The 20,156-nt window shown below is 59.2% G+C and carries 17 protein-coding genes and 4 pseudogenes; 10 read left to right on the forward strand and 11 right to left on the reverse strand.

Annotated features, from left to right (window positions below):
* Positions 1-9: 9 nt before the first annotated feature.
* From P6U23_RS12570 to tnpC (P6U23_RS12585), 4 genes and pseudogenes are all read left to right on the forward strand, one after another.
* Positions 10-1,392 carry a polysaccharide biosynthesis/export family protein gene (locus P6U23_RS12570; protein ID WP_407180071.1) on the forward strand — a complete coding sequence of 461 codons (1,383 nt, stop codon included), beginning with the start codon at positions 10-12 and terminating at the stop codon, positions 1,390-1,392.
* A gap of 370 nt (positions 1,393-1,762) precedes the next feature.
* The gene (locus P6U23_RS12575; RefSeq protein WP_407181434.1) at positions 1,763-2,074 is read left to right on the forward strand and encodes a transposase; all 312 of its coding nucleotides are present in this window, start codon (positions 1,763-1,765) and stop codon (positions 2,072-2,074) included.
* The gene (gene tnpB / locus P6U23_RS12580) at positions 2,071-2,421 is read left to right on the forward strand and encodes an IS66 family insertion sequence element accessory protein TnpB (RefSeq protein WP_407175594.1); all 351 of its coding nucleotides are present in this window, start codon (positions 2,071-2,073) and stop codon (positions 2,419-2,421) included. Before P6U23_RS12575 ends, tnpB (P6U23_RS12580) begins: the two co-directional genes overlap by 4 nt.
* Positions 2,422-2,474: 53 nt before the next feature.
* Positions 2,475-4,099 (forward strand): annotated as a pseudogene (tnpC, locus tag P6U23_RS12585) (IS66 family transposase).
* On the opposite strand, the gene P6U23_RS12590 reads toward tnpC (P6U23_RS12585), so the two are convergent.
* Both P6U23_RS12590 and P6U23_RS12595 read right to left on the reverse strand, forming a co-directional pair.
* Positions 4,100-4,537 (reverse strand): hypothetical protein, encoded by a 438-nt coding sequence (locus P6U23_RS12590; protein WP_074279456.1) that lies wholly within the window; start codon positions 4,535-4,537, stop codon positions 4,100-4,102.
* A 378-nt stretch (positions 4,538-4,915) separates the two neighbouring features.
* Positions 4,916-5,833, reverse strand: coding sequence for a LuxR C-terminal-related transcriptional regulator (locus tag P6U23_RS12595; protein WP_407180072.1), 918 nt, complete (start codon positions 5,831-5,833; stop codon positions 4,916-4,918).
* 517 nt (positions 5,834-6,350) lie between these two features.
* On the opposite strand from P6U23_RS12595, the gene P6U23_RS12600 reads away from it, so the two are divergent.
* Entirely contained in the window at positions 6,351-6,998 is a 648-nt protein-coding gene (locus tag P6U23_RS12600; protein ID WP_407180073.1) for a LuxR C-terminal-related transcriptional regulator, read from the forward strand.
* A gap of 428 nt (positions 6,999-7,426) precedes the next feature.
* Here P6U23_RS12600 and P6U23_RS12605 read toward each other — a convergent pair whose 3' ends face one another.
* From P6U23_RS12605 to P6U23_RS12615, 3 genes are all read right to left on the reverse strand, one after another.
* Positions 7,427-7,714: an H-NS family nucleoid-associated regulatory protein gene (locus P6U23_RS12605; protein ID WP_407180074.1), complete on the reverse strand. Its 288-nt coding sequence runs from the start codon at positions 7,712-7,714 to the stop codon at positions 7,427-7,429.
* Positions 7,715-9,033: 1,319 nt separating this feature from the next.
* Positions 9,034-10,380 (reverse strand): IS5 family transposase, encoded by a 1,347-nt coding sequence (locus P6U23_RS12610; RefSeq protein ID WP_407179646.1) that lies wholly within the window; start codon positions 10,378-10,380, stop codon positions 9,034-9,036.
* Positions 10,381-10,631: 251 nt separating this feature from the next.
* Positions 10,632-10,841: a hypothetical protein gene (locus tag P6U23_RS12615; protein ID WP_407180075.1), complete on the reverse strand. Its 210-nt coding sequence runs from the start codon at positions 10,839-10,841 to the stop codon at positions 10,632-10,634.
* Positions 10,842-12,185: 1,344 nt separating this feature from the next.
* On the opposite strand from P6U23_RS12615, the gene P6U23_RS12620 reads away from it, so the two are divergent.
* The 4 genes and pseudogenes from P6U23_RS12620 (at position 12,186) to P6U23_RS12635 (ending at position 15,295) form a co-directional block, all read left to right on the forward strand.
* Positions 12,186-12,542: a transposase gene (locus tag P6U23_RS12620; RefSeq protein WP_407180076.1), complete on the forward strand. Its 357-nt coding sequence runs from the start codon at positions 12,186-12,188 to the stop codon at positions 12,540-12,542.
* Positions 12,539-12,883: an IS66 family insertion sequence element accessory protein TnpB gene (tnpB, locus tag P6U23_RS12625; protein ID WP_407180077.1), complete on the forward strand. Its 345-nt coding sequence runs from the start codon at positions 12,539-12,541 to the stop codon at positions 12,881-12,883. The genes P6U23_RS12620 and tnpB (P6U23_RS12625) overlap by 4 nt, the downstream gene beginning before the upstream one ends.
* 75 nt (positions 12,884-12,958) lie before the next feature.
* Positions 12,959-14,582: pseudogene (gene tnpC, locus P6U23_RS12630) on the forward strand (IS66 family transposase).
* 371 nt (positions 14,583-14,953) lie between these two features.
* Positions 14,954-15,295 (forward strand): H-NS family nucleoid-associated regulatory protein, encoded by a 342-nt coding sequence (locus P6U23_RS12635; RefSeq protein ID WP_407180078.1) that lies wholly within the window; start codon positions 14,954-14,956, stop codon positions 15,293-15,295.
* Between the two features lie 158 nt (positions 15,296-15,453).
* Here the strand turns inward: P6U23_RS12635 and P6U23_RS12640 are convergent, their stop codons facing one another.
* The 5 genes and pseudogenes from P6U23_RS12640 to P6U23_RS12660 all read right to left on the reverse strand — a co-directional run.
* Complete coding sequence (locus P6U23_RS12640) at positions 15,454-16,191, reverse strand: ATP-binding protein (protein WP_407180079.1); 738 nt, start codon at positions 16,189-16,191, stop codon at positions 15,454-15,456.
* Complete coding sequence (locus P6U23_RS12645; protein ID WP_407180080.1) at positions 16,188-16,433, reverse strand: hypothetical protein; 246 nt, start codon at positions 16,431-16,433, stop codon at positions 16,188-16,190. Before P6U23_RS12645 ends, P6U23_RS12640 begins: the two co-directional genes overlap by 4 nt.
* Positions 16,414-16,713, reverse strand: coding sequence for a hypothetical protein (locus P6U23_RS12650; RefSeq protein ID WP_407180081.1), 300 nt, complete (start codon positions 16,711-16,713; stop codon positions 16,414-16,416). Before P6U23_RS12650 ends, P6U23_RS12645 begins: the two co-directional genes overlap by 20 nt.
* Positions 16,710-17,968 (reverse strand): annotated as a pseudogene (gene istA / locus P6U23_RS12655) (IS21 family transposase). Before istA ends, P6U23_RS12650 begins: the two are co-directional and overlap by 4 nt.
* A 326-nt stretch (positions 17,969-18,294) precedes the next feature.
* Positions 18,295-18,468: pseudogene (locus P6U23_RS12660) on the reverse strand (IS21 family transposase); the annotation flags it as partial.
* A 623-nt stretch (positions 18,469-19,091) separates the two neighbouring features.
* Here P6U23_RS12660 and P6U23_RS12665 point away from each other — a divergent pair.
* Positions 19,092-19,247, forward strand: coding sequence for a hypothetical protein (locus tag P6U23_RS12665; protein WP_407180082.1), 156 nt, complete (start codon positions 19,092-19,094; stop codon positions 19,245-19,247).
* A gap of 28 nt (positions 19,248-19,275) precedes the next feature.
* On the opposite strand, the gene P6U23_RS12670 is transcribed toward P6U23_RS12665, so the two are convergent.
* Entirely contained in the window at positions 19,276-19,647 is a 372-nt protein-coding gene (locus tag P6U23_RS12670) for an H-NS family nucleoid-associated regulatory protein (RefSeq protein WP_407180083.1), read from the reverse strand.
* Between the last annotated feature and the right edge of the window lie 509 nt (positions 19,648-20,156).

Below are 20,156 nucleotides of genomic sequence, written 5' to 3' on the forward strand. Positions count from 1 at the left end.
GTTGCCGACATGCCGAACTCAAGTCTGCGGAATTCTTTCCATATCGATGCGATCGGAAATGGCCTGGGTCGTTGCATCAAATGGTGCTTGGTGGCCGTTGGCCTGACAATTTCCGCCAACCAAGCAAAGGCCGAATATCAAGTAAACATCGGAGATGTGCTGGAGGTTGCGGTGGCGGGCGTGCCGGAGCTACTGCATCGTGCGGCCGTCCAAATCGACGGGAACGTTTCGTTGCCGCTCGTCGGAACGCTTCCGGTGGCCGGCCTGCCCCTATCGCAGATGCGTGCCAAAATCCGGGCTGCACTGGCGAGCAAGGTGTTTCGCCGCAGGACGCCAGATGGCCATGAGACCGTCATCATGATAGACGCAGATGAGGTCACGACGACCGTGGCGGAATACAGGCCGATATACATTAATGGGGACGTGTCGAAGCCGGGTGAATATCCTTATCGTCCGTCCATCACCGCACGGCAAATCGTCGCTGTGGCCGGCGGCTACGATATCATGCGCATCAGAATGAATAACCCGTATCTCGAGTCGGCAGACTTGAGAAGCGAGTATGGATCGCTTTGGACAGAGTTCGCCAAAGAACAGTCGCGTATGTGGCGCATCAAAAATGAGCTCGGAGAAGGGTCGCAGATCAGTCCAGGCGTTCTGAGGGACGTGCCCATAGCTCGCTCCGCGATTTCGGAAATCGTCAATGCAGAAACGGAATATTTGAAGACGAAGCAGAGCGACTATCAGCGGGAAAAGGCGTTTCTTCAGCACGGCGTCCGAGAGGGGGACAACGAACTCAGCGTTCTATCAGAACAGAAGAAGAAAGAGGAAGAGGGATTTCAGTCAGACCTCGAAGAACTGCAGAAAGTGACTGATCTCTTCAGCAAGGGTTCCTTGGTCAGCCCTCGCGTTACCGATGCGCGTCGCGCGGTGCTGCTGTCCTCAACTCGGAAGCTACAGGCCGCTGCTCAGCTGATGGTTGTCAGAAAGCAACAGGACGAGCTCACCAGAAAGCTGGAAAAGCTCGACGATCAGCGGCGGCTCGACTTGCTCCGTGAGCTACAAGACACCAGCGTGAGGCTGAACGAAGTTCGCGAAAAGCTACAGAGTGTCGGCGAGAAGCTTCAGTACACTGCGATGGTGCGATCACAGCTCGTACGAGGAGCCGTCAATAAATCGGAAATTGTCATCTTTAGAAAAGGTGAAAAAGGGCAGGAACGGGTTATCGCAACCGAAGATACCGAGTTGCAACCCGGTGACGCCGTCGAGGTCACCCTAGGATATCAGCAGGGTCCTGACGTGCCTCCGCGAACACTAGGCAGTTCGAACATCCCATCAGGAATAGGCCGGACCGACGCGGCCGGGGACGATTCAATGCGCGTCGGGACCAGGTGACGAGGCGTGCGCTACTCGGGAACGGAATGCTGTGGCGATATAAGCCTCATCGGTTGGCGTTGTTGCAATTGCGGTGAACTCATGCTGTCGAGCAATCTCGAGGCCGCTGGCCTCGCGGGCTGGACTCCTCCTCGATCCGAAGCTTCGTGAGCGTCATCCAGGGACCACGGGCTGAGGGCTGATCTGGTCGGCTAGGAAGATCTCGTGGAATGATTTGTCACGAGGTCACCATGTCAAAGGATAGTCGTAAGGATGGCGATAAGGATAGGCATACGCCTATCCTCGAGGACGGCTCCGACACACTGCAGCGTGTCGAGATCATCACCGGGACCGGCCGGCGCCGCGCTGGTCGACCGATGCGAAGGCGGCGATTGTCGCGGAGAGTTTTGCGCCGGGTGCAAGCGTGTCCGCGGTGGCACGACGACACGACATCAGCCCAAGCCTGTTGTTTCTGTGGCGTCGTCAGACAACGCGGGCGAAGGTCGCGGCGTGCGGGGACGGAGCCGTGCCACCTGGCTTTGTGCCGGTCGCGATCACCGGCTGCGGAGGCAAATTGCCGTCGTGCGAGGAGCAGGCGGCGATCGAGATCGAGGTCGGCGCGGTTCGCATCCGCGTCAGGGGGAGGGTCGACCGGCGGGCGCTGTGCGAGGTGCTGGCGGCAGTCGGGACGGTTGGCCGATGATCGGGCTGCGACCCGGGTTGTCGATCTGGATCGCGACGCAGCCGGTCGATTTCCGTCGCGGCATGGACTCGCTTGCGATGCTGGTGAGCGAGGCGTTTGGAGCCGATCCGTTCGACGGCGGACTTTACATCTTCCGCTCCAAGCGCCGAGATCGCGTGAAGATCCTGACCTGGGACGGAAGCGGCCTTGTCCTTTACTACAAGAGAATCGAGGGGCAGTTCACCTGGCCGCCGATCAAGCAAGGCGTCATGCCGCTATCTCATGCTCAGCTCTCGGTGCTGCTCGATGGCTCAGACTGGAAGCGTGTGCCGATGCGGGTTGTGGATCAGCCAGCACGAGCTGGTTGATCCGTATCAAAGTAGTTCGTCACTCATGCGGAGCTGTTGTAGAACCACTCTGCATGAGTGATTTGCCTTCCGATCCAGCATTGCTTCGACAAACCGTGACGACGCTGTCGTCACGGCTTGCGGCGTTGTCGGCGGAATGCAGCACGCTTTCGGCCGAGCGTGATGCGGCGATCGCCCAACGCGACGCTGCAGTCCAGGAGAACGACAAGCTTCTGATGATCCTGTCCCAGTACCAGCGCACGATCTTCGGTCCCCGCTCCGAGACACTGGATCCCGGACAACTGTCTCTCTTCACCATCACGGCACAGGTGGCTCGTGCCGCCAACGACGACGTGACCGGAGGCAGGCTGCCTGACGGAGCGGAGGGCCGTGGAAAGCGACCGGCGCGACGCAACCGGGGACGCTCCCGGAGCATTTGCCGCGCATCGATGTCGTGATCGATATCGAGAGCCACATCTGCCCCTGCTGCGGCGAGCGGCTGCACAAGATCGCGGAGACCGTCAAGGAAGCCTTCGACGTCATTCCGATGCAGTACCGGGTCAAGCGCATTGTGCGTCCGCGGTACGGCTGCCGGGGATGCCGCCAGGGTGTGCTGCAGGCACCCGCGCCGGCCCAGGCGATCGATGGCGGGATGGTGACGGAAGCCTTGCTGGCCCACATCGCGGTGATGAAATACGGCTACCAGCTGCCGCTGTATCGGCAGGAACAGATGTTCGCCGCGCAAGGCATCACGCTCGACCGGCAGACGCTGGCCTCGTGGATGGGCCGCGTTGCCTGGTGGCTGAAGCCGCTTCACGCGCTGTTGCGCGACACGATGATGTCCTATCCACGGCTGTTTGCCGATGAGACGCCGCTGCCGGTTCTCGATCCCGGCCGTGGCAGGACCAAAGTCTGCCAGTTCTGGGCAATCGCCATCGATGACCGGTCGTGGGGCGGCCCGGCACCGCCGGCGGTGGTCTACGTGTTTGCCGAGGATCGCAAGGCGATCCGCGCCAAGCAGCTGTTCGGGGACTACCACGGCATCCTGCAGGTCGATGGCTATGCCGCCTACAAGGGCCTGATCAAGAGCGGCGGCCGTCTGATGCAGCTGGCGTTCTGCTTCGCGCATGCGCGGCGGAAGTTCTGGGACGTTCACGTCGCGACCAAGTCGCCGATTGCCGCGGAAGCGCTGCAACGGATCGCGATGTTCTACGCTATCGAGGATCGCATCCGCGGTCTGCCGGCGGCGCATCGGGCTGCAGTGCGGCAAAGCGATACCAGGCCGTTGATCGAGGACTTCAAACCCTGGCTCGAGGCGCGGCTGCTGGAAGTCTCGAAGAAATCCGGTCTGGGCAAAGCCATCCGCTACACCCTCAACCACTGGGACGGCCTGACGCGCTTCATCGATGACGGACGCATTGAAATAGACAACAATACGGTCGAGCGCAGCATCAAGCCGATAGGGCTTGGAAAGAAGAACTATTTGTTCGCGGGCAGCGAAGGCGGCGCCGAGACATGGGCCATTCTCGCGTCGCTCATCAACTCGGCAAAGCTGCAAGATATCGACCCACGGCACTATCTGACCGACGTTCTTGAGCGCATCGTCTCTGGACGCACAAAGATCAATCAGCTGCACACGCTGCTGCCGTGGAATTGGAAGGCCGAGCGCGATGGTTCGGAGACAAAGCTCGCCGCCTGATCAGTTCGACGGCAGAGCATCTGGAACTTCCTGCGCGTCGCTGGTGTCGTCATAGATTTCCTCGCGGATCACGCGCAGCGTCACCTCGTGTAGATAGACTTGCAGCGCCCTCTCCAGCTCGGTGAACTCCGGCAACAGAATCTTGTCGACGAAGCCCCGCGACGCGCGGACCATCACCGTGTTGCGTCGCTGGCGGTGGTAACGAAACGGCCGTAGCCCGTACCGGCGGCAAAGCGCCAGAAACAGATGCCGCGACCATTGGTCAGGAAGTGAGAATTGCTGCTCGATCGGCGGATCGTGACGCGCCAGCTCCTCGACCCGGGCGCGCACCCGCTGCAGCGCAGCTTCCGCCGCAAGGCGCTCACCAGCAGTTCCAGCACCCACGAACAACGCCTCGATCTTCCGAAGCTTCTCGCGCAGCTGAGAATCGCTGGTCATTCTGATGCCCCGTTGCCCGCTCCAACCCGGGATCACCCCATCACCGCGCAACGGTAGCGTCAATCACCCTGACTGCGCTATCCAGAGCATTCCGCGCTAGTCAAGGCCGGACACGGCGATCCTCCCATGACGCTCACGAAGCTTCTCGGCTATCGTCCACCGCCATCGCTGCTTCGGACTGGGTAGAACCGCAACCGTCGTCACGTTCGCTTACGAGGCCACTCCGCGCCAGATCTTGTCCTCGCCGAAAGCCTACTTAGCTGCTCGCTCTGGTCACGTCGCTCTTCATCGACCGATATCACTACTGAACGACTCCAAGCAACTTTCAGAAGTTGCTAGAGCCAATGAGCAAGGTTGCCTGAGCGTAGCGATCCTCGACTACTTGCTAAACCGTACCGTGCCGGCAGCCTTTCCATTAATGACATTGCGAAGCGGATGGTCGTTGATGCGAACTATCTCGAGCTGATCTATTTCATGACGGACGACGCGTAACGGTCCCGGTAGCTCGGCGATCGCGCCGCTGGATTTCGGAAGGGACGTGCCCACCTCGGCGATTGTGGGCGGAAGGCCCTTGTCCATCGACCGTGTCAGAGAACCGTTGTTCATCGCCCAAATAGCCGCCTGAGTCCGGTTCTGAACCCGGATCTTGCGAAGGATCGCCTTGACGTGAACCTTCACGGTCGCTTCGGCGATATCGATCTTGCGCGCAATGCATTTATTGGTGTCACCCTTTATCAAGCAACGCAATATCAATTGTTCTCTCGGCGATAGCTGTGGCGCGGTTGAATTCTCTGCGGTCGTGCGCCCCTTCGCAAAGGGAATAGCGCGGTCGTTTTGGCTCTGCGCCCCAGTCTCGTTGGGAGGCGGAGAGCCGACTTCGCGAACGAACGAGAGCAAGGCCGGTGGGAAGATTGTTTGGCCCAGCATCACAAGCTCGATGGACTTTACAAATGCATCGCACGTCGCGACGTCGACGAAATAGCCGTGTGCGCCTGCCCGAAATGCTGAGAGCAATTCGTTCAACCCATAGTGATCGGCCACGATCGCGATGCGCGCATTCGGGTACTGCTGGCGGACAAGTTCAATCTGTTCGAGAGTGAAATCAAAGTCTTCACCAGTATGGATAATAAGAAACAGCGGCTGGTGTTGTCGGAGCGCGATCGGGATCAGATCACGCGCGCAGGTTACGGACGCCTGGATACGGAAGTTTTCGGTGCGCAAAATTTTTGAAAGCCCTTCTCGAAGCAAAACACTTTTTCCGATGAGTATAGTCGCAAAAGACTGCCTCCTCCGCATGATAACCCTCCCAGCCTGCACGCAATTAAAATCTCTCCGGACCGTTTAAGTATACGGCTCTTCCGATTTGACGTAATGATTTGTCGACGGCCTAAAATCTTGATGTCGAGATATTCAGAATGTTCAGTCCGGGATCTCTATCTCTAGATCTTTCATGAATCCATTTCGGTCTGACCGTCGAAGCGTCTCCTGGCCTTTGTGAACGTTTTTGGGAGATGTTAAATTCGAATTCCCGATCTCCCTATATATCTTAAGTTATATGCGACCATTGGTAGTAGCGCTCTCTGAGCTGGCGTTAACGAGATGCGAGCCTTGCTTTTTGATGCCAAGTCCGACTGCGGAACAAGCGGAGATCGGTAATAGAGGACATTCAACAGCAGCCGGCCCAGACCAATCGTGCGCGCCAACCCGTATTGGGTCAAGATTGCATGCTATTTGTGTATTTTTAAATTTCGGGTGTAGGAAACCTGCGTGAACGAGCGGTGTTTCACTAAGGGGCATGGGTTGAGGACCGCCCATGCATTGTGTCAGCGTAGTGATTGCGGACCGTCATCCTGTGGTTCTGCTCGGTTTGACCTACGCACTCGGCGCAGGGAGCGGTTTCAAAATTGTTGCGCGTTCGACTGACGGGACAAGCTGCATAGAAAACATTCGGCGTTTGATCCCCGACGTCGCAATTTTCGACATCTCGATGCCGGGTCTGACGGGATGGGAAGTTCTCGCCGCCGCAAAGTCCGAGAGCCTACCCACTCGGCTTGTTCTTTTCACCGCATCGGCCGGCGAGCGCGAAATTGCCATGGCCGCCGCTGCCGGCGCCCACGGTGTCATTTCCAAGGATGTGACGCCCGAGAGTCTGGTGCAGTCGTTGCGCCAGGTCGCGGATGGTCAGAGGCAGCTACCGCTACGGCCCTCCAAGCAGGTGGTATTCCGTGAGCAGGGAAGGGTCACGATTTCGGAGAATGTGCTGACGGTGTTAACAGACCGGGAGCGTCAGATCATGCGTCTAGTGTCCGAAGGATTGTCGAACAAAGAAATTGGACGCAAATTGAACATTACTGACGGGACTATCAAAGTCCATCTTCATCACATGTTTCAGAAGCTTGACGTCAGCAACCGGACAGTGCTGGCGGCGCTCGCCATCTTGACAGAGCGGAATGTTGAATAGATTGCGGCGCTCTAGAAGCTCCGCTCGGCGGCACAGCATGGCGCAGTCATTACCAATAGCGGTCGCGGATCCAGCAGCAATGCTTCGGCTTAGGTGGTCACGCCGGTCGTTCACGATCGCAGCGACCAACTCCTGATGTGCATCCAGAGTTGCCGCCCGCCTCCATGACAGGCGCAAGGCGTTGACTTCCCTTCTGCGACATTTCGGACAATCGCCAAGGTTGCATTGAACAAAGCGAACGTGCTAGAGACGTATCGGGTCACGAGCGCACCGGTCGCGGTGCGATATAAGGGGGCAAGAAGACACCGCTTTCATGAAATGATGGCTATTGGGCTTGGAGATTCGGCGCTCCCATTATCACTTGGTGTTAATCGCGGCCTCGCTAGCTACGGATCGGATGGTCGTGGACTTGCCCTTTTGTCTCGCGACTAGATTCTAAAATCATTGAGTCGTCTTCCCGATCTTAACTGCGCAACCAGCCAACGGGGCTGCTTGCCTCTACCAGCCCAGGTTTCTGAGGGGCGATCAGGATTGCGATATTTTGGGAGTACAGGCGGGTATGGCCGACGCCCTGCCGCTCGACCGCCCAACCGGCTGAGGCGATCTTCAAGCACCAATTTCTCCTGTTGGATTCTTTGTTGTAAGATCTTGGAAATCTCGACGTGCAACTTCCACAATTTGTCAATACTTAACCGCTCTAGTTCGACTGGTTTCATGACAATCACTCCATCATGATCCCAAGCACGATGACGACACGATTATATGCCAAATTATATTTCATTTAATCCGGATGAGCCTTGGAAGCGGAAGTCTTCCCTGCGCAAGATCTTTGAAGGTCCTTGTCGGAGCAAAACAGTTTTGAGTGTGGTCGAAAGACGGCCTTCGCATGGTACCCCTCCCAGCCCGCACGCAATCCGACGCTCGCGAGGCTTTCTGCAGCGCCTCCGAGTTGGCGTCATGATTTGCCAATGACCTAGAATGTTGATGTCGAGTTATTCAGGATCTTCGGTCCGTGTACCCCCTAGACCTTGCATGAAACCGCTTTCGTCGGAACTCCTCGCGGCTGTCCGTCGAGCCTTTTTAAATTCGAATTTTCGACATCTCTATATAGCTTAGGTTATATGCGGCAATATTGCGCGCTTATCGAAAATCGATGCCAGAATGGCCAGACAATTATGTAGCCTCGGTTTGGTGGTTTGAGCCATTGTCTTGGCCGGCGCCGAGGCGAACTGCGTGAGGTTCGGTTCAGGCTGTCGGTGTGTCCACGGGCATCGCCGTGAGTAGCAATCGTGCGCAACTGTACGAGAGATGAAGGAGGCGATTCGGGCTCCGCAGGCGGGTGTTGATCTCAGGCCACTGAAGCGGGTGCGCCCAAAGTTATGGTGGCGAGCATTGCGGAAACTCCGGGATGAGATTGCGATAGGGACGATCGAAACGCTCGGCCAGATAAGCGTGCCAGCAAAGGCACGCGCCAGGGAAGGCCAGGATTCATTCCCATTTGCGGAGGTCGCCCCGTAGTAGCAAGTCTCTCCCATGAGGTCCAAACATGCCCAAGATGCGCGTTATCCAGGTTCCGAAAATGGAAAAGAGGGCGGGTGGTTCGAGTTGGTCGAGCGGGAGCTGCGCAAACATCTACGGTTGAGATGCGGCTCAAAGCGCAGGCATGTGGATTTGTCAAAGGGACGATATCGCCAACAAGGGGCTGCTTCCGTCGGTGCTCTATTGGACCGTACCCGCCACGAAAGTCGCAGGCACCATCGACGCGGGTCGGTAAGGGCGCTGGAATGTCGGTACTTACGTTGGCTGATTTGGAAGCCACTACGGTATCAACCCTGCCGCCGCGCGGGAATCCGGTGGATTGCCGCAATTTGCGGATCCAGGCGCCAACTAAGACGGCGGTTACTTCTGAGGTTACGGTAGCCCGGTTGGATGCGCTAGCGTCGATTGCCGACGAATTGTCGCCGGTGGCGGCCGTGCCGCTGCTCTTTGCCGACGTCACCACTGAAAGGTGTTGCTGACTGTTACTAGTCGTCCGTTAAGAAGCCCATTTGAGCGCGGTTGGGGCGGCGAGCAGTCGCATCAAGGCGTTCAAGATCAAGCGTAGCAGAAGGCTAAGCCAGGCGAGGACGAGGCGGAGATTGTGGCCGACGGCAGAGAGGATGACGTTGGCCGCATCGCCCTCGCGGCCCTTGAGATAGCAGCGGCCGAGTTGACCGTCGGTCTTCATGTGTCCGATCACGGGCTCGATGGCTGAGCGGCGCTTGAGCTCGCGTTTGATTGCGCCGAAGACGCCCCGCTTCTGGCCGGAGATGAAGACGCGGCGCGGGTTTTCGGTTTTGTGGCCGCGATAGCCCTTGTCGACATAGCCGCGCTCGATCGCGCAACCGGTGAGCTTCTCGGTGGCCTCGATGACGTCACCGAGCGTGTGGCCGTCATATGGGTTGCCCGGCAGCGCCTGGGCGTGCAGCACAAACTGGCCGCCCGGAGCGCGGGCGTTAGTGGTCACGATCGAGGCTTTGACGCCGAACTCATAAGGCGCCGAGGCCTTGCCCTTGCCGATGCATTCGACCTCGGGCGCGTGGAAGGAATAGAGCTTCCAGCCACGCTGGCGCTGCTCCTGGGAGCGGATTTGCGCGGCGCGCAAAAGCGCCTGCTCGAAGGCAGCCTCAAGCTCCGACTGACCTCCGATCTTACGGCGGATGTCGCGGATAAGCCGGCCGAGCCAGGTTCGCAAGCTGCGCAACTGCCGACGATGGCGCTTGAACTGCTTGGCGTGGGCATAGCGCCCGGCCATCATCGCCGCCCGCTTGGCGATACGCAGATAGGACTGCCGCAGCCGCACGCCGTGCGCGCGTGCCAGCCGATTGAGGCCCTTGATCGCCGCATGGACGAGCTTGGCGTCGGTCGGGAAGGTGATGGCCTTGGGCTGAACGGTGGTGTCCACCGTCACCCGCTTCAGATCGCGCGTCCGCAACGCGCCAGTCTCATGCGCTACCCTCAGGCTCTCGGCCAGCAACAGCTCCAGTTTGCTACCAAGCCGCTTGCGCCAATGGCTGAGGCCGGAACGCTCGTGCGGGAACTCATGCTGGAAAAATCCAAAGCCGGTGAAGTGCTGGAAATACGGGTCGTAGACCCAGCGCTCGCAGACGCCTTCGTCGGACAAGCCGTAGATGTGCTTGAGCAGCAGCAGCCCGATCAGGAAGCGGCTCGCCACGCCCGGCCGGCCCTTGTCGCTGTAGAGCGGTGCGATCTCGCGATCGATCCAATCCCAGTCGATCTTGGCGCCGAGCTGCACCAGCTCGTGCTTCAGATTGATGATCTGATCCAGCCTGGCGCGAAACAGATCGCCTTCCGCTGTCGGTTCCGACTTTTTCGGTCGCATCGGTCCCCTCCGCTGCGACCACAGAATCATGCCCGGCGATTCGAGGGAATCTCGAAAACGAAATTGCAAGCTTTCGAGGCCTCAACCCTCGAAAGCTTGCAATCTCAAAACCGCAACCGGCGCCAAAAACCGATTCCCGCTCAACGGCCTCGGCTCATTTTCACGGACGACTTACTAGGATGATGCAAACGAGGCTCGGTTCTGCGTGGTGATGATCATGGGGCATGATCCGGAAAACTGGGAGATGATGCTCAATCAGAAAAAGGTGCGATGACGAGCCAACCCAATCTCATCGGGCCTAGCGCGCCGTTGGTCGCGGTATCTAGTTCCGCCATCAATCTCTGATAAGGGTCCAAGAGCCCCAATTGGCCGCCGCGAGCCCTTTCGTCGGCCTCCGCGGCAATAGATTCGGTATTGCCAGCGACGACCTCAAAATGGCCCTTGTCGCGAACTGCGGCCATTGGGCCCGCGATAGCCAATCCCGCACAGGCCCCCAGGTGTCGACCTTCCGGAGTGCTTTCGGCGCCATTTCTGATGAAGAGAATTCTCTGGCTCTCATGCGCGAGCGTTCGCTCCGGCGAGACGATACAAAGCGCCCGCTGACCAACCTAGGAAGGAACGCCGTTTCGTTCGCGTATCGTGTCGAACGATCGAACGATCGCGTACGAGACCTGGCCTGAACCGGTCCGGCCGGCAGCGGCAAGCGCACGATCCGCCAGCTCATAAACCTACCACTCTACCTTCACCGGTTCCTGTGCGTCCCTCGATGAGGGAATACGCCTTACCTACTTATTTCCGTATTCTACCGACCTTTTATTTCGGGTCTCGAAGTTGCAAAATGCAAAGCGCTCCTGACCCATGTTTTGTATTTTCTGTCATTTTTGTCAGTGAGGTAAACCAGTGCATAGTCGTGGAGAGCTTTACAACCGCTCAAGTATTCTGCGCCAAACGCTTAGCGAGCTCATCAAACAATTGACGGAGGTCGAGATGCTGCGAGGGAAATTACTTGCAGCGGAGAGGAGAGGGACCGGCGAAAGGCAAACAGTCCCGGCGTGCACAAAACCGACTGCTCGTCGAAAGGGCTTGAGGTTGATCGGTCGATAGCTCCGATCTGCCCTAGCAGCAAGAGAGTAGGACGAGGCGCAACGTTTAATGTGCTTGCCGCCTGCGGTGCGCGCGCCATATCCAGACGACCCACGACCGTGAAGTGCCAAGCGATGTCCGGATTTAACCTGACATATTGCCTCAGATGACATGTTGCCGAAGCGGATCTTGCTTTCCTTCTGGATGAGCCCCCTCGCGAGTCGGAGCAAGCCGCTTGCGAAGCGACGTCCATTGTTGATGCTTGAGTAGTTCTCCCCAGAGGTGCCGTTTGAACTGGGGCCGGACGAATCTCGCGCAGCACATCCGTGACGGCGTGTCGCCGCCGATCAAGGACCTCGCTGTCAACGGTCCGAACCGGCTTTGGACTCCGATATCACCTATGTTGCTGTCGTGGGCGGCTTCGCCTATGTCACGGTAACGCCTGATGCTTGGTCACGTCGCGCTGAAGAGCTGCCTCACGCGCGATTAGCAGAAGCATGACCGCGCGGGCGCGCACCGAACTGCCGCCTCACGACAGGCAAGTCGTCCGGTAATATTTGTAGCGAGGCAATACGGGGCTAACTTTCATTCGGCTCGAAAGTAAGCGCGTAGGTCACCCCACGTAGCGGATGATGTTCGATTGTCAGAGAATCTCCTGGTGATTTGTCCGAGGAGTTCATGAGAGCGAACATATGTCTGATAGCAAGAATTTCGAAGTTATTATGGCTACAGCTGAGCGGCTTTCGGTCAGTCCTGGGCGGAGCTACCGCACCTGGTCGCGGGAGGAGAAGGAACGGATCGTCGGGGAAACGTTTGCACCGGGAGCGAACGTTTCGGCGATCGCGCGCTCCCACGGGCTCGATCCATCGCAGTTGTTTGCGTGGCGACGCAAGGCGCTAGCCTCGGGGCTGGTTGCGCCAGCGTCTGGGGCGCGAGCGCAGGCGGTCAAGTTCGCGCGGTTTGAAGCCGTGGCGGGCGAAATGCTGGAAATTGTCGTCGGCGATGTTGTGGTGCGCATTGGCGGAGAGGTGGAGGCAGAGCGGCTTGCCACCGTGATCCGGGCGGTTCGGCAGGCATGATCCCGGCGGGTGTTCAGGTTTATGTGGCCAGCACGCCGGTCGACTTCCGCAAGGGAGCGATGGGGCTGATGGCGCTGGTGCGGGATGGTGGCATCGATCCGTTCTCAGGGGCGCTCCACGTCTTCCGCTCGAAACGAGCGGACAAAATCAAGATCGTGTGGTTTGATGGAACTGGGGTTTGCCTTTTTGCCAAGACGCTTGAGGAAACAAAGTTCTGCTGGCCGAAGATTGCGCCGACCCGAGTGCAGCTGAACCACGCGCAATTGCTTGCCCTGATCGACGGGCTGGACTGGACGAAGGTACGTCCGGTGGCGATAAAGCGCCCGGAATCGGTGGGCTGACGAGCTGCGGCGAATTGAATCAGGGTGCTGAAAAGTTTGGGAGATTGGCGGCGACTCTGCTGTGATGGCGGCGATATGACGACGCCTGATGCAGAGCTTCCGACGACCCTTGCCGAAGCCCACGCGCTGATCCTGGCCTTGGCCGCGGAGCGGCAGGCGATCGAAGCCGAGAACAGCCGCATCGCCTCCGAGATTGCAACACTGACTGCGGCCAACGCCGATCTTGCTGCGGTCAACCAGACGGCCGACGCGCGGATCGTGGAGCTGACGGCGATTGTGAAGATGTTGGAGCGCACGCTTTACGGCACGCGCTCGGAACGCTTGCGTAGCGACACGCCGAGCGATGAGCAGATCGCCTTCGTATTTGACGAGATCGCCACCGGCGTGGCGGCCATTGAAGCCGAACTGGCCAAGGCAGGCGGCCCGGACAAGCCGAAACGCGCGCCGCGGCCGCGCAAGGAGTTCGGCGCGCATCTGGAGCGGGTGGAGATCGTCATCGAGCCCGAGGTGCCCCCTGGTTGCGAGGGGTTGGAGAAGGTCCTGATCGGCGAGGACGTGTCGAAGCGCCTGGACGTGACGCCGGCCAAGTTCCGCCTGATTGTGACGCGCCGCCCGAAATACGCGTATCGCACCCGCGATGGCGTGGTTCAGGCGCCAGCGCCGCCGCATCTGATCGAGAGCGGCCTTCCGACCGAAGCGCTTCTCGCCCATATCGCGGTGGCCAAATATGTCGACGGGCTGCCGCTCTACCGGCAAGAGGCGATACGCGCGTGACGGCGTCGATCTCGACCGATCATTGATGGCGCAATGGATGGGCAAGGTCGGCTTCGAATTGCAGCCGTTGGCCGACTACGTGCTGGAGAAGATCAAGCAGGGCGAACGGGTCTTCGCCGACGAAACGACCCTGCCGACACTCGCTCCCGGATCCGGCAAGACGCAAACGGCCTGGCTGTGGGCCTAGGCGCGCGACGATCGGCCATTTGGCGGCATCGGTCCACCGATGGTCGCTTATCGCTTCGAGGACAGCCGCAGCGGCGAATGCGTCGAGCGCCATCTGGCGGGCTTTACCGGCATCCTGCAGGTCGACGGCTATGCCGCCTACAATCGGCTCGCCAGGTCAGCGGGTGCCAACGAGGAAGTGAGGCTGGCAGCGTGCTTTGCCCACGTCAGGAGACGGTTCTACGAGCTTCACGTCAACGAGAGCTCGCGCCTGGCGACCCAGACCGTCACCACCATGGCCGGGCTGTGGGAGATCGAGGCCGACATCCGCGGCCAGGATCCTGAGACGCGGGTGAAAGCGCGCCAGGAAAGGTCCGCCGCGATCGTCGCGGCGCTGTTCGATCTGTGGGACAAGGAGCTGCCGCGCCTGTCGGGCAAATCCAAACTCGCCGAGGCGATCCGCTACGCCACATCCAGACGCGCCGCGCTCGAGCGCTTTCTAAGCGACGGCCGTATCGAGATCGACTCCAACACCGTCGAGCGGGCAATCCGACCGCAAACCATCACAAGAAAAAATGCGCTCTTTGCGGGTAGCCATGGCGGCGGCCGGACCTGGGCGACCATCGCCACGCTTCTGCAGACCGCGAAGATGAATGATGTCGATCCGTACGCCTGGCTCACGCAAACTCTCGAACGGATCGCGCAGGGCTGGCCGATCTCTCAGATCGATGCTCTCATGCCCTGGCACTTCAAAGCCTGAACGGCCTCAGCTTCGCGCTTACGCTCGAAATCGGGGGGTTTCGCCTTTGTCCGGCGGAATTTTGGTGAATTCCGGCCGCGTCACAATTTTCGGACTTTTGTTTTTGCCCGTTTCGCAATGTCCGTCAGATTGTGGCGAGCTCAATTTATCTGCCCGCACCCATTCATGAACTCGCGCCCGCACCTTAGAGAGTGTTGGTTTTGCTCTCAGTGGTCGATGCGGAAGCCCATATTGGCGTTGTGAGAAAGGTCCATGCCGTGACATAATGCGATAGAGCCTCTCGGGGCAAGCAACGCGCCTCATCTTAGGAATGTAGTAATGAATTATGCGTTTTGAGTGCCACGTTCGCTTCCAGATGAGAGGGGTTTTTCGTGGAAAGCAATACCTTGAAATCGATGTCGATCGATGAGCTCTGGAATCTTCACGAGCAGGTATCGTCGTTGTTGGCTCGCAGGATATCGGAGGAGAAAACCAGGCTCGAGGAACGCCTGCGCAAGATCGAAACGGCGTCCGACATCGTCAAGCTGGATCGCGAGCGTCGGCCATACCCGAAGGTGCTTCCGAAGTATCAGAACCCGAAAAATCCGGCCGAGATCTGGTCAGGGCGTGGCAAGCAGCCACGCTGGTTCAAGGCCCAGCTCAAGGCGGGGAAGAAACCCGAGCACTTTCTGATTGATCGATCCTCGAACCAAAGGCGCGGGGTAGGGCAGTAAAGTCATCTGTCAATGCCGCTTCCAATCTCCCCAGATGTGCCGAAGTAAAATTCCCCAGATGGGCGGCGTCTCTGTGATCAGCCGGCTGGATGGTGATCCTTGGCTCCAGCTTTGGATGGTCGACCGCGGCTGCACGGCGGCTGGCCGGGATTGGCGAGTTAAGCGGACGTGCTCGGGCATGAGATCAGCATGCTGTCGCAGCCGGTAAGCTTGGTCCTTCGATCTGGATGGCGGCGGCGTGGTGAAGGAGCCGATCGAACAGCGCCGTAGCCACCCCATTCGGCGAAGCCACGATCAGAGGTGAGGATCATGGCGCCGCGCTCATAGCGAGCGTTGACGAACTGGAAGAACAGATTGCCGCCACCGGGCATGACGGGCAGGTATCCGATTTCGTCGACAATCAGCAGCGAGGTCGGGCACAGGAAGCGGATCCGCTCGCGCGGTTGCCCCTCTCGTTCGGCCTTGGCGAGAGCGCTGATGATGTCGGCAAGACTTGCAAAATAGACGCTGCGACCGGCCTTCACAGCCTCTACGCCGAGGGCTGTGGCGAGATGGCTCTTGCCGGAGTGGATCACCTCATCGCGGTCGACAAACTCGAGCTGGGCCAGCGCGAGAATGCAAGTGCGATCAAGCGACGGCTGGAACGAGAAGTCGAATCCTGCGAGCGTCTTGATAGTCGAGAATTTAGCCATCCGCAGTGCCATCTTGATGCGGCGGTTCTCGCGAAGTTCCTCGGCGAACAAGGTATGGACGACCTCCAGCGCAGTGGCTTCGCCGCGCTCGAGTTGACGCACGGTTTGGTCCAGCACCTCCAGAGCTCTCGGCATCTTCAAGCCGACCAGGGTCTTGCGGATCCGGTCGAGGATGGACGGTACGATCTCGATGGTCACGTTCATAGCCCGTCTCCCTGACCAGCCAGGTGCCGGCCGACGGCCTGATAGAAGTCGAGCGGGCGGGCAGCGACGACATCGCCGGTGCGCAGGATCAACACTGGTGTGTCGCGACGGAGATCGGTGATCCGCGGCACTTTCCGATGCCCCGCGGTAACCCGGCGCTGATGGCGGCCCTCCAGCACGGGGCGCGTGGCGATCAGAGCCCCGTCTTCGAAGATCTGAACTTCATTGGCGAGCGTATGCAACTTCCGGCTCGTAAGCGTAGCTTTGCGGCCCTTTTGATTGGCGCTTGACGTCTATTTTGATCGTAGCTTGTGCCGGCGTGGCTTCCAAATTGCGGGCAAAGAAGTTGACGGCGGCCTCGAGCGCCTTCCGGTCGACGACGTTAAGCGAGGCGTCGATGGCGTCGATCTCGCCGCGTTCGATGCCGCGCAGGGTGGCATCAAGGATTTCCAGCGCGCGCGGCATTTGCAGGCCGACGAGACGGGTCCTGATTCGCTCGACGAGGGAAGAAGCACTCATCACACGACCTCCTGGGCTGCCAGGCGGCGGCCGACGGCCGCGTAGAAGTCCAGCGAACGACGCGTGGCGTGGTCACCGGCTCGCGTGAGAATGATTGGTTCTACATTGCCTGAGCGGCGTCGGCCGAAGCTGGCGAGCTTGCGATGCGCAGGATCGAGCCGCTTCTGGCCACGCTCTTCGAGCGGAGCATGGCTTGCCACCAGCACGCCGGCCTCGAAGATGCGGATTTCGTCGGCAAGGACATGGACGTCGAAGATCCGCCGCCGCGTCGTGTCCGGCAGGCTGTAGAGATTGCCGCCGACACTCACCATGCCTTCATGCGAGGCCCGTCGCTCCAGTCGCAACACCGCCCGATAGGGCGCGCTCGGCAAGGCTTGCAAGGACACCTTTTCCTCGGCGAAAGCCTCGTAGACGACCCGACGGGTCGTGGCATGCACCCGCGGATTGGCGACCGTATCCAGCCAATGGCGGAGCTGACCGTTGAGGTCGTCGAGATTGTGGAAGACGCCGCCAAGGAAGAAGTCCTCGCGGATGTACCCGGAACGGCCGCTCGACCTTACCTTTGGTCTTGGCCCGATAGGGCCGGCAGGCTCTCGGCTGGACGCCATAATGGCGAGCGAGATCGACGAGTGCGCGGTTGTAGACCACGAGCCCGTCAGGGTTCTCGCCGAGGACCGCGGTCTTCATCCGGTCGTAGAGGATCTCGCGCGGAACGCCGCCGATCGCCTCCAGAGCGGCGATATGACAGCGCAGGACCGTTTGCCAACCCTGATGGACAACGAAGCGCGCCCAGATCAGCCGTGAGTAGCCGAGCACCATCGAGAACAGCCAGACGATGCGCTTGACCCCTGGCTCATCGACGAACTCGACCTCGAACCTGGCGAAGTCGACTTGCGCCTGCTCACCCGTTGGCATTTCAAAACGCACTTCGAAGCCCGCCAGCCGGGGAGGCCGCAGCTCCCGCACGCGATCGCGTACGACGGTGTAGCCGCCAGCGAAGCCGCGGTCCTTGAGCTCACGCCACAGCCGCACGGCCGTGAGCGCGGGATAGGCCGTCAGTCGTTCGCGCAAATAGGTTTCGAAGTGATCGACGATTCCTGGCCTTGTGCCCGCTTTTTGTAGACCGGCGGCTCCAACCCTTTGGCGATTTAGGCCCTGACTGTCTTTCGATCGACACCAAGTTGCCGGCGATGGCGCTGACCGACAGACCTTGACGATGCAAATCCAGGATCATGACAAGTTCCCCAAGTTTGATCACCGCGCCCTCCCTCCCGCCTGCAGGAGGAGCGTCAGCGATTCGGCGCGCCGGCCGACCGTCCAGGGCATGCCCTGGACGGTCGGCCGTCACGAAAACTGGGGAATTTTCAAATGCCATAAGTGGCGAGAATTACTGCGCCACTCACACCTTCAAATCATCCGGCCAGTGCTTTCGGCCCCCGCCAGCAGACACTTCGATACGCGGCGACAACGGTCGTCTTATGTCGTCCGAATGGTCGTCCATTAAGAGCATCCTTTCCGAAGATGACTCTTCTAGCGGTGCTCGCAAATCTACGCACAAACCACCTGAAGGGCCGCGGGGCCACGCTTACTCCGGGTCGCGTCCGGAACACTGTAGAGATTGCCGCCGACGCTCACCATGCCCTCATGCGAGACCCGGCGTTCCAGCTTGGGGACCGAACCGAACGGGGCCAGCGGCAGCATTTTGAGGTGAGCCTTCTCCTCGGCGAAGGCCTCGTTGACGACGCGCTGGCAGGAAGCTGGAGGATTTCCTTGTCCCCAGTTCTCCTTCCATCGCTGGACGGCCCAGCAAGGTAAAAACTGTGAGCTGAAGTTCCGGGTTGTGTGCAGAGCCCGCCGCTCGCGCGTACAAGCTAGCGCAAACCCCATCGCAGAGATCTGCGTTGCCGATCAAGCCGCGGCCCTCCTCGTGCGAAGGAAGGGGATGGCAGCAATACGCGTTTGGGCTATCAACGCGTGCAGTTGAGGCAGTCTTTTCCGAGCGGGCCGTTCAGGACCTCAGGTCGGTCTGAGCAGATTTTCGAACGCCGTCGGCCTTCCTGAACGCCCCAAAGGGGGCCGCATCAATGGCCTTGGCGTTATCGTCCTGTGCGCCGCAACACGGTTCGCGCCGAGCGTCGGGACCTGCGGAAGATGTACTTGGATTCGGCGTCAGAAAAAAATGGAAACTTCCGATTCGGCTTGAACCGAATAACCCTCTCCGTATCCTAACAACATACTAGTTCTTTTGCCTCTTGAATATAGTTTGCTTCCCCCCGGGGCTGAAAATGCGGAAGATTGGCGATTGTTCTGATGATCCTTTTGATCGCGGGCTTAGGCATTCGCTGAGCGCGATCAAGGAGGCTCATATTCGGCTGCATGGGATGACCAGTGTTTCGACAACGGCGACTTCGCTCGCTTCGCAAATCGCGCTCTGCGACGTCCTGTTGATCGAAATCTCCGACATCCGCAGTAGCCTTGCCAAGGATATCAAGCACACGCTGGAAGTCCGCAACAAATCACCGGTGACATGGCGGTAATTGGCGTGCCTCATCAGGAGCGCTGGTCTCATCGAAGCTTCTCTCCAGCCTCATCTTCAGTTTCGGCAATCCGGAATTCCTCGAGCTGGCGTCCGGACTGGAGCGCAGCGACGAGCCACCTAGGCTGCTTGCCTCGACCTGACCATGTCTCTGTTGGCGAGGACGGATTAAAGTATTTTGGCAGGACTTTCGGGTATTTGCGGCGTGGCCGGTCACTTCCTGTCGGTTCACCCGAGGGAATTGCCGGCTCACTCCTCTGCTCAGCGCGGTTCAGCTGCGCGAGGCGCTTTTCGAGTTCGCGCTTTTCCGCGCTGATCTTCTCTGCGAGTATCTCTGTCAACTGCTCGTGCAGACGCCAGAGCTCGTCAAAGTCCATAGCCTCCAGGTCTAATTTACGCATCGCACTCTCGTCATTACCAGATTTACGATCTGGCCGGAGTAAGCTCGGCTGCGAACGACGTGTTCAGACCAACGGGGGGGGACGGGAATAAGGAAGTGGCCGCCATTTAAAAAATCCCCCAAACCAAAAATATGGATTTATCTTTATTATTATCTCGGTTATAATTTAAATGGTGTCAAGCCAAGTTCATTTATTTGTAACATAAAAAGATGTTGGCCGCGTCAATGGCCTGTTCCGACTGATTAATTTTGGTCGGTGCGTTGCGTAGGGGAAACGAAATGGATTTAATTGAAATCTCTCTCTGTCGTCTTCACGATAGTGTCAGCCGTTTTATTGGTCCTTCCGCTGCGTTGCGGGACGTCCAGTCCCTGAAAATGCAGATCGAACTTCGGCAACTGGCCTTGAGAGACATTGCCGCTATTCGTTGCCGGTTGCGCCCATTGCTTGGCCGTCAGACGCAGGAGCCGCGTCGCCGGCTCCGGGGCAGACGCGTTGGGCGGGTGCGTCAG

The organism is Bradyrhizobium sp. STM 3562, assembly GCF_045571435.1.
GTDB lineage: Bacteria > Pseudomonadota > Alphaproteobacteria > Rhizobiales > Xanthobacteraceae > Bradyrhizobium.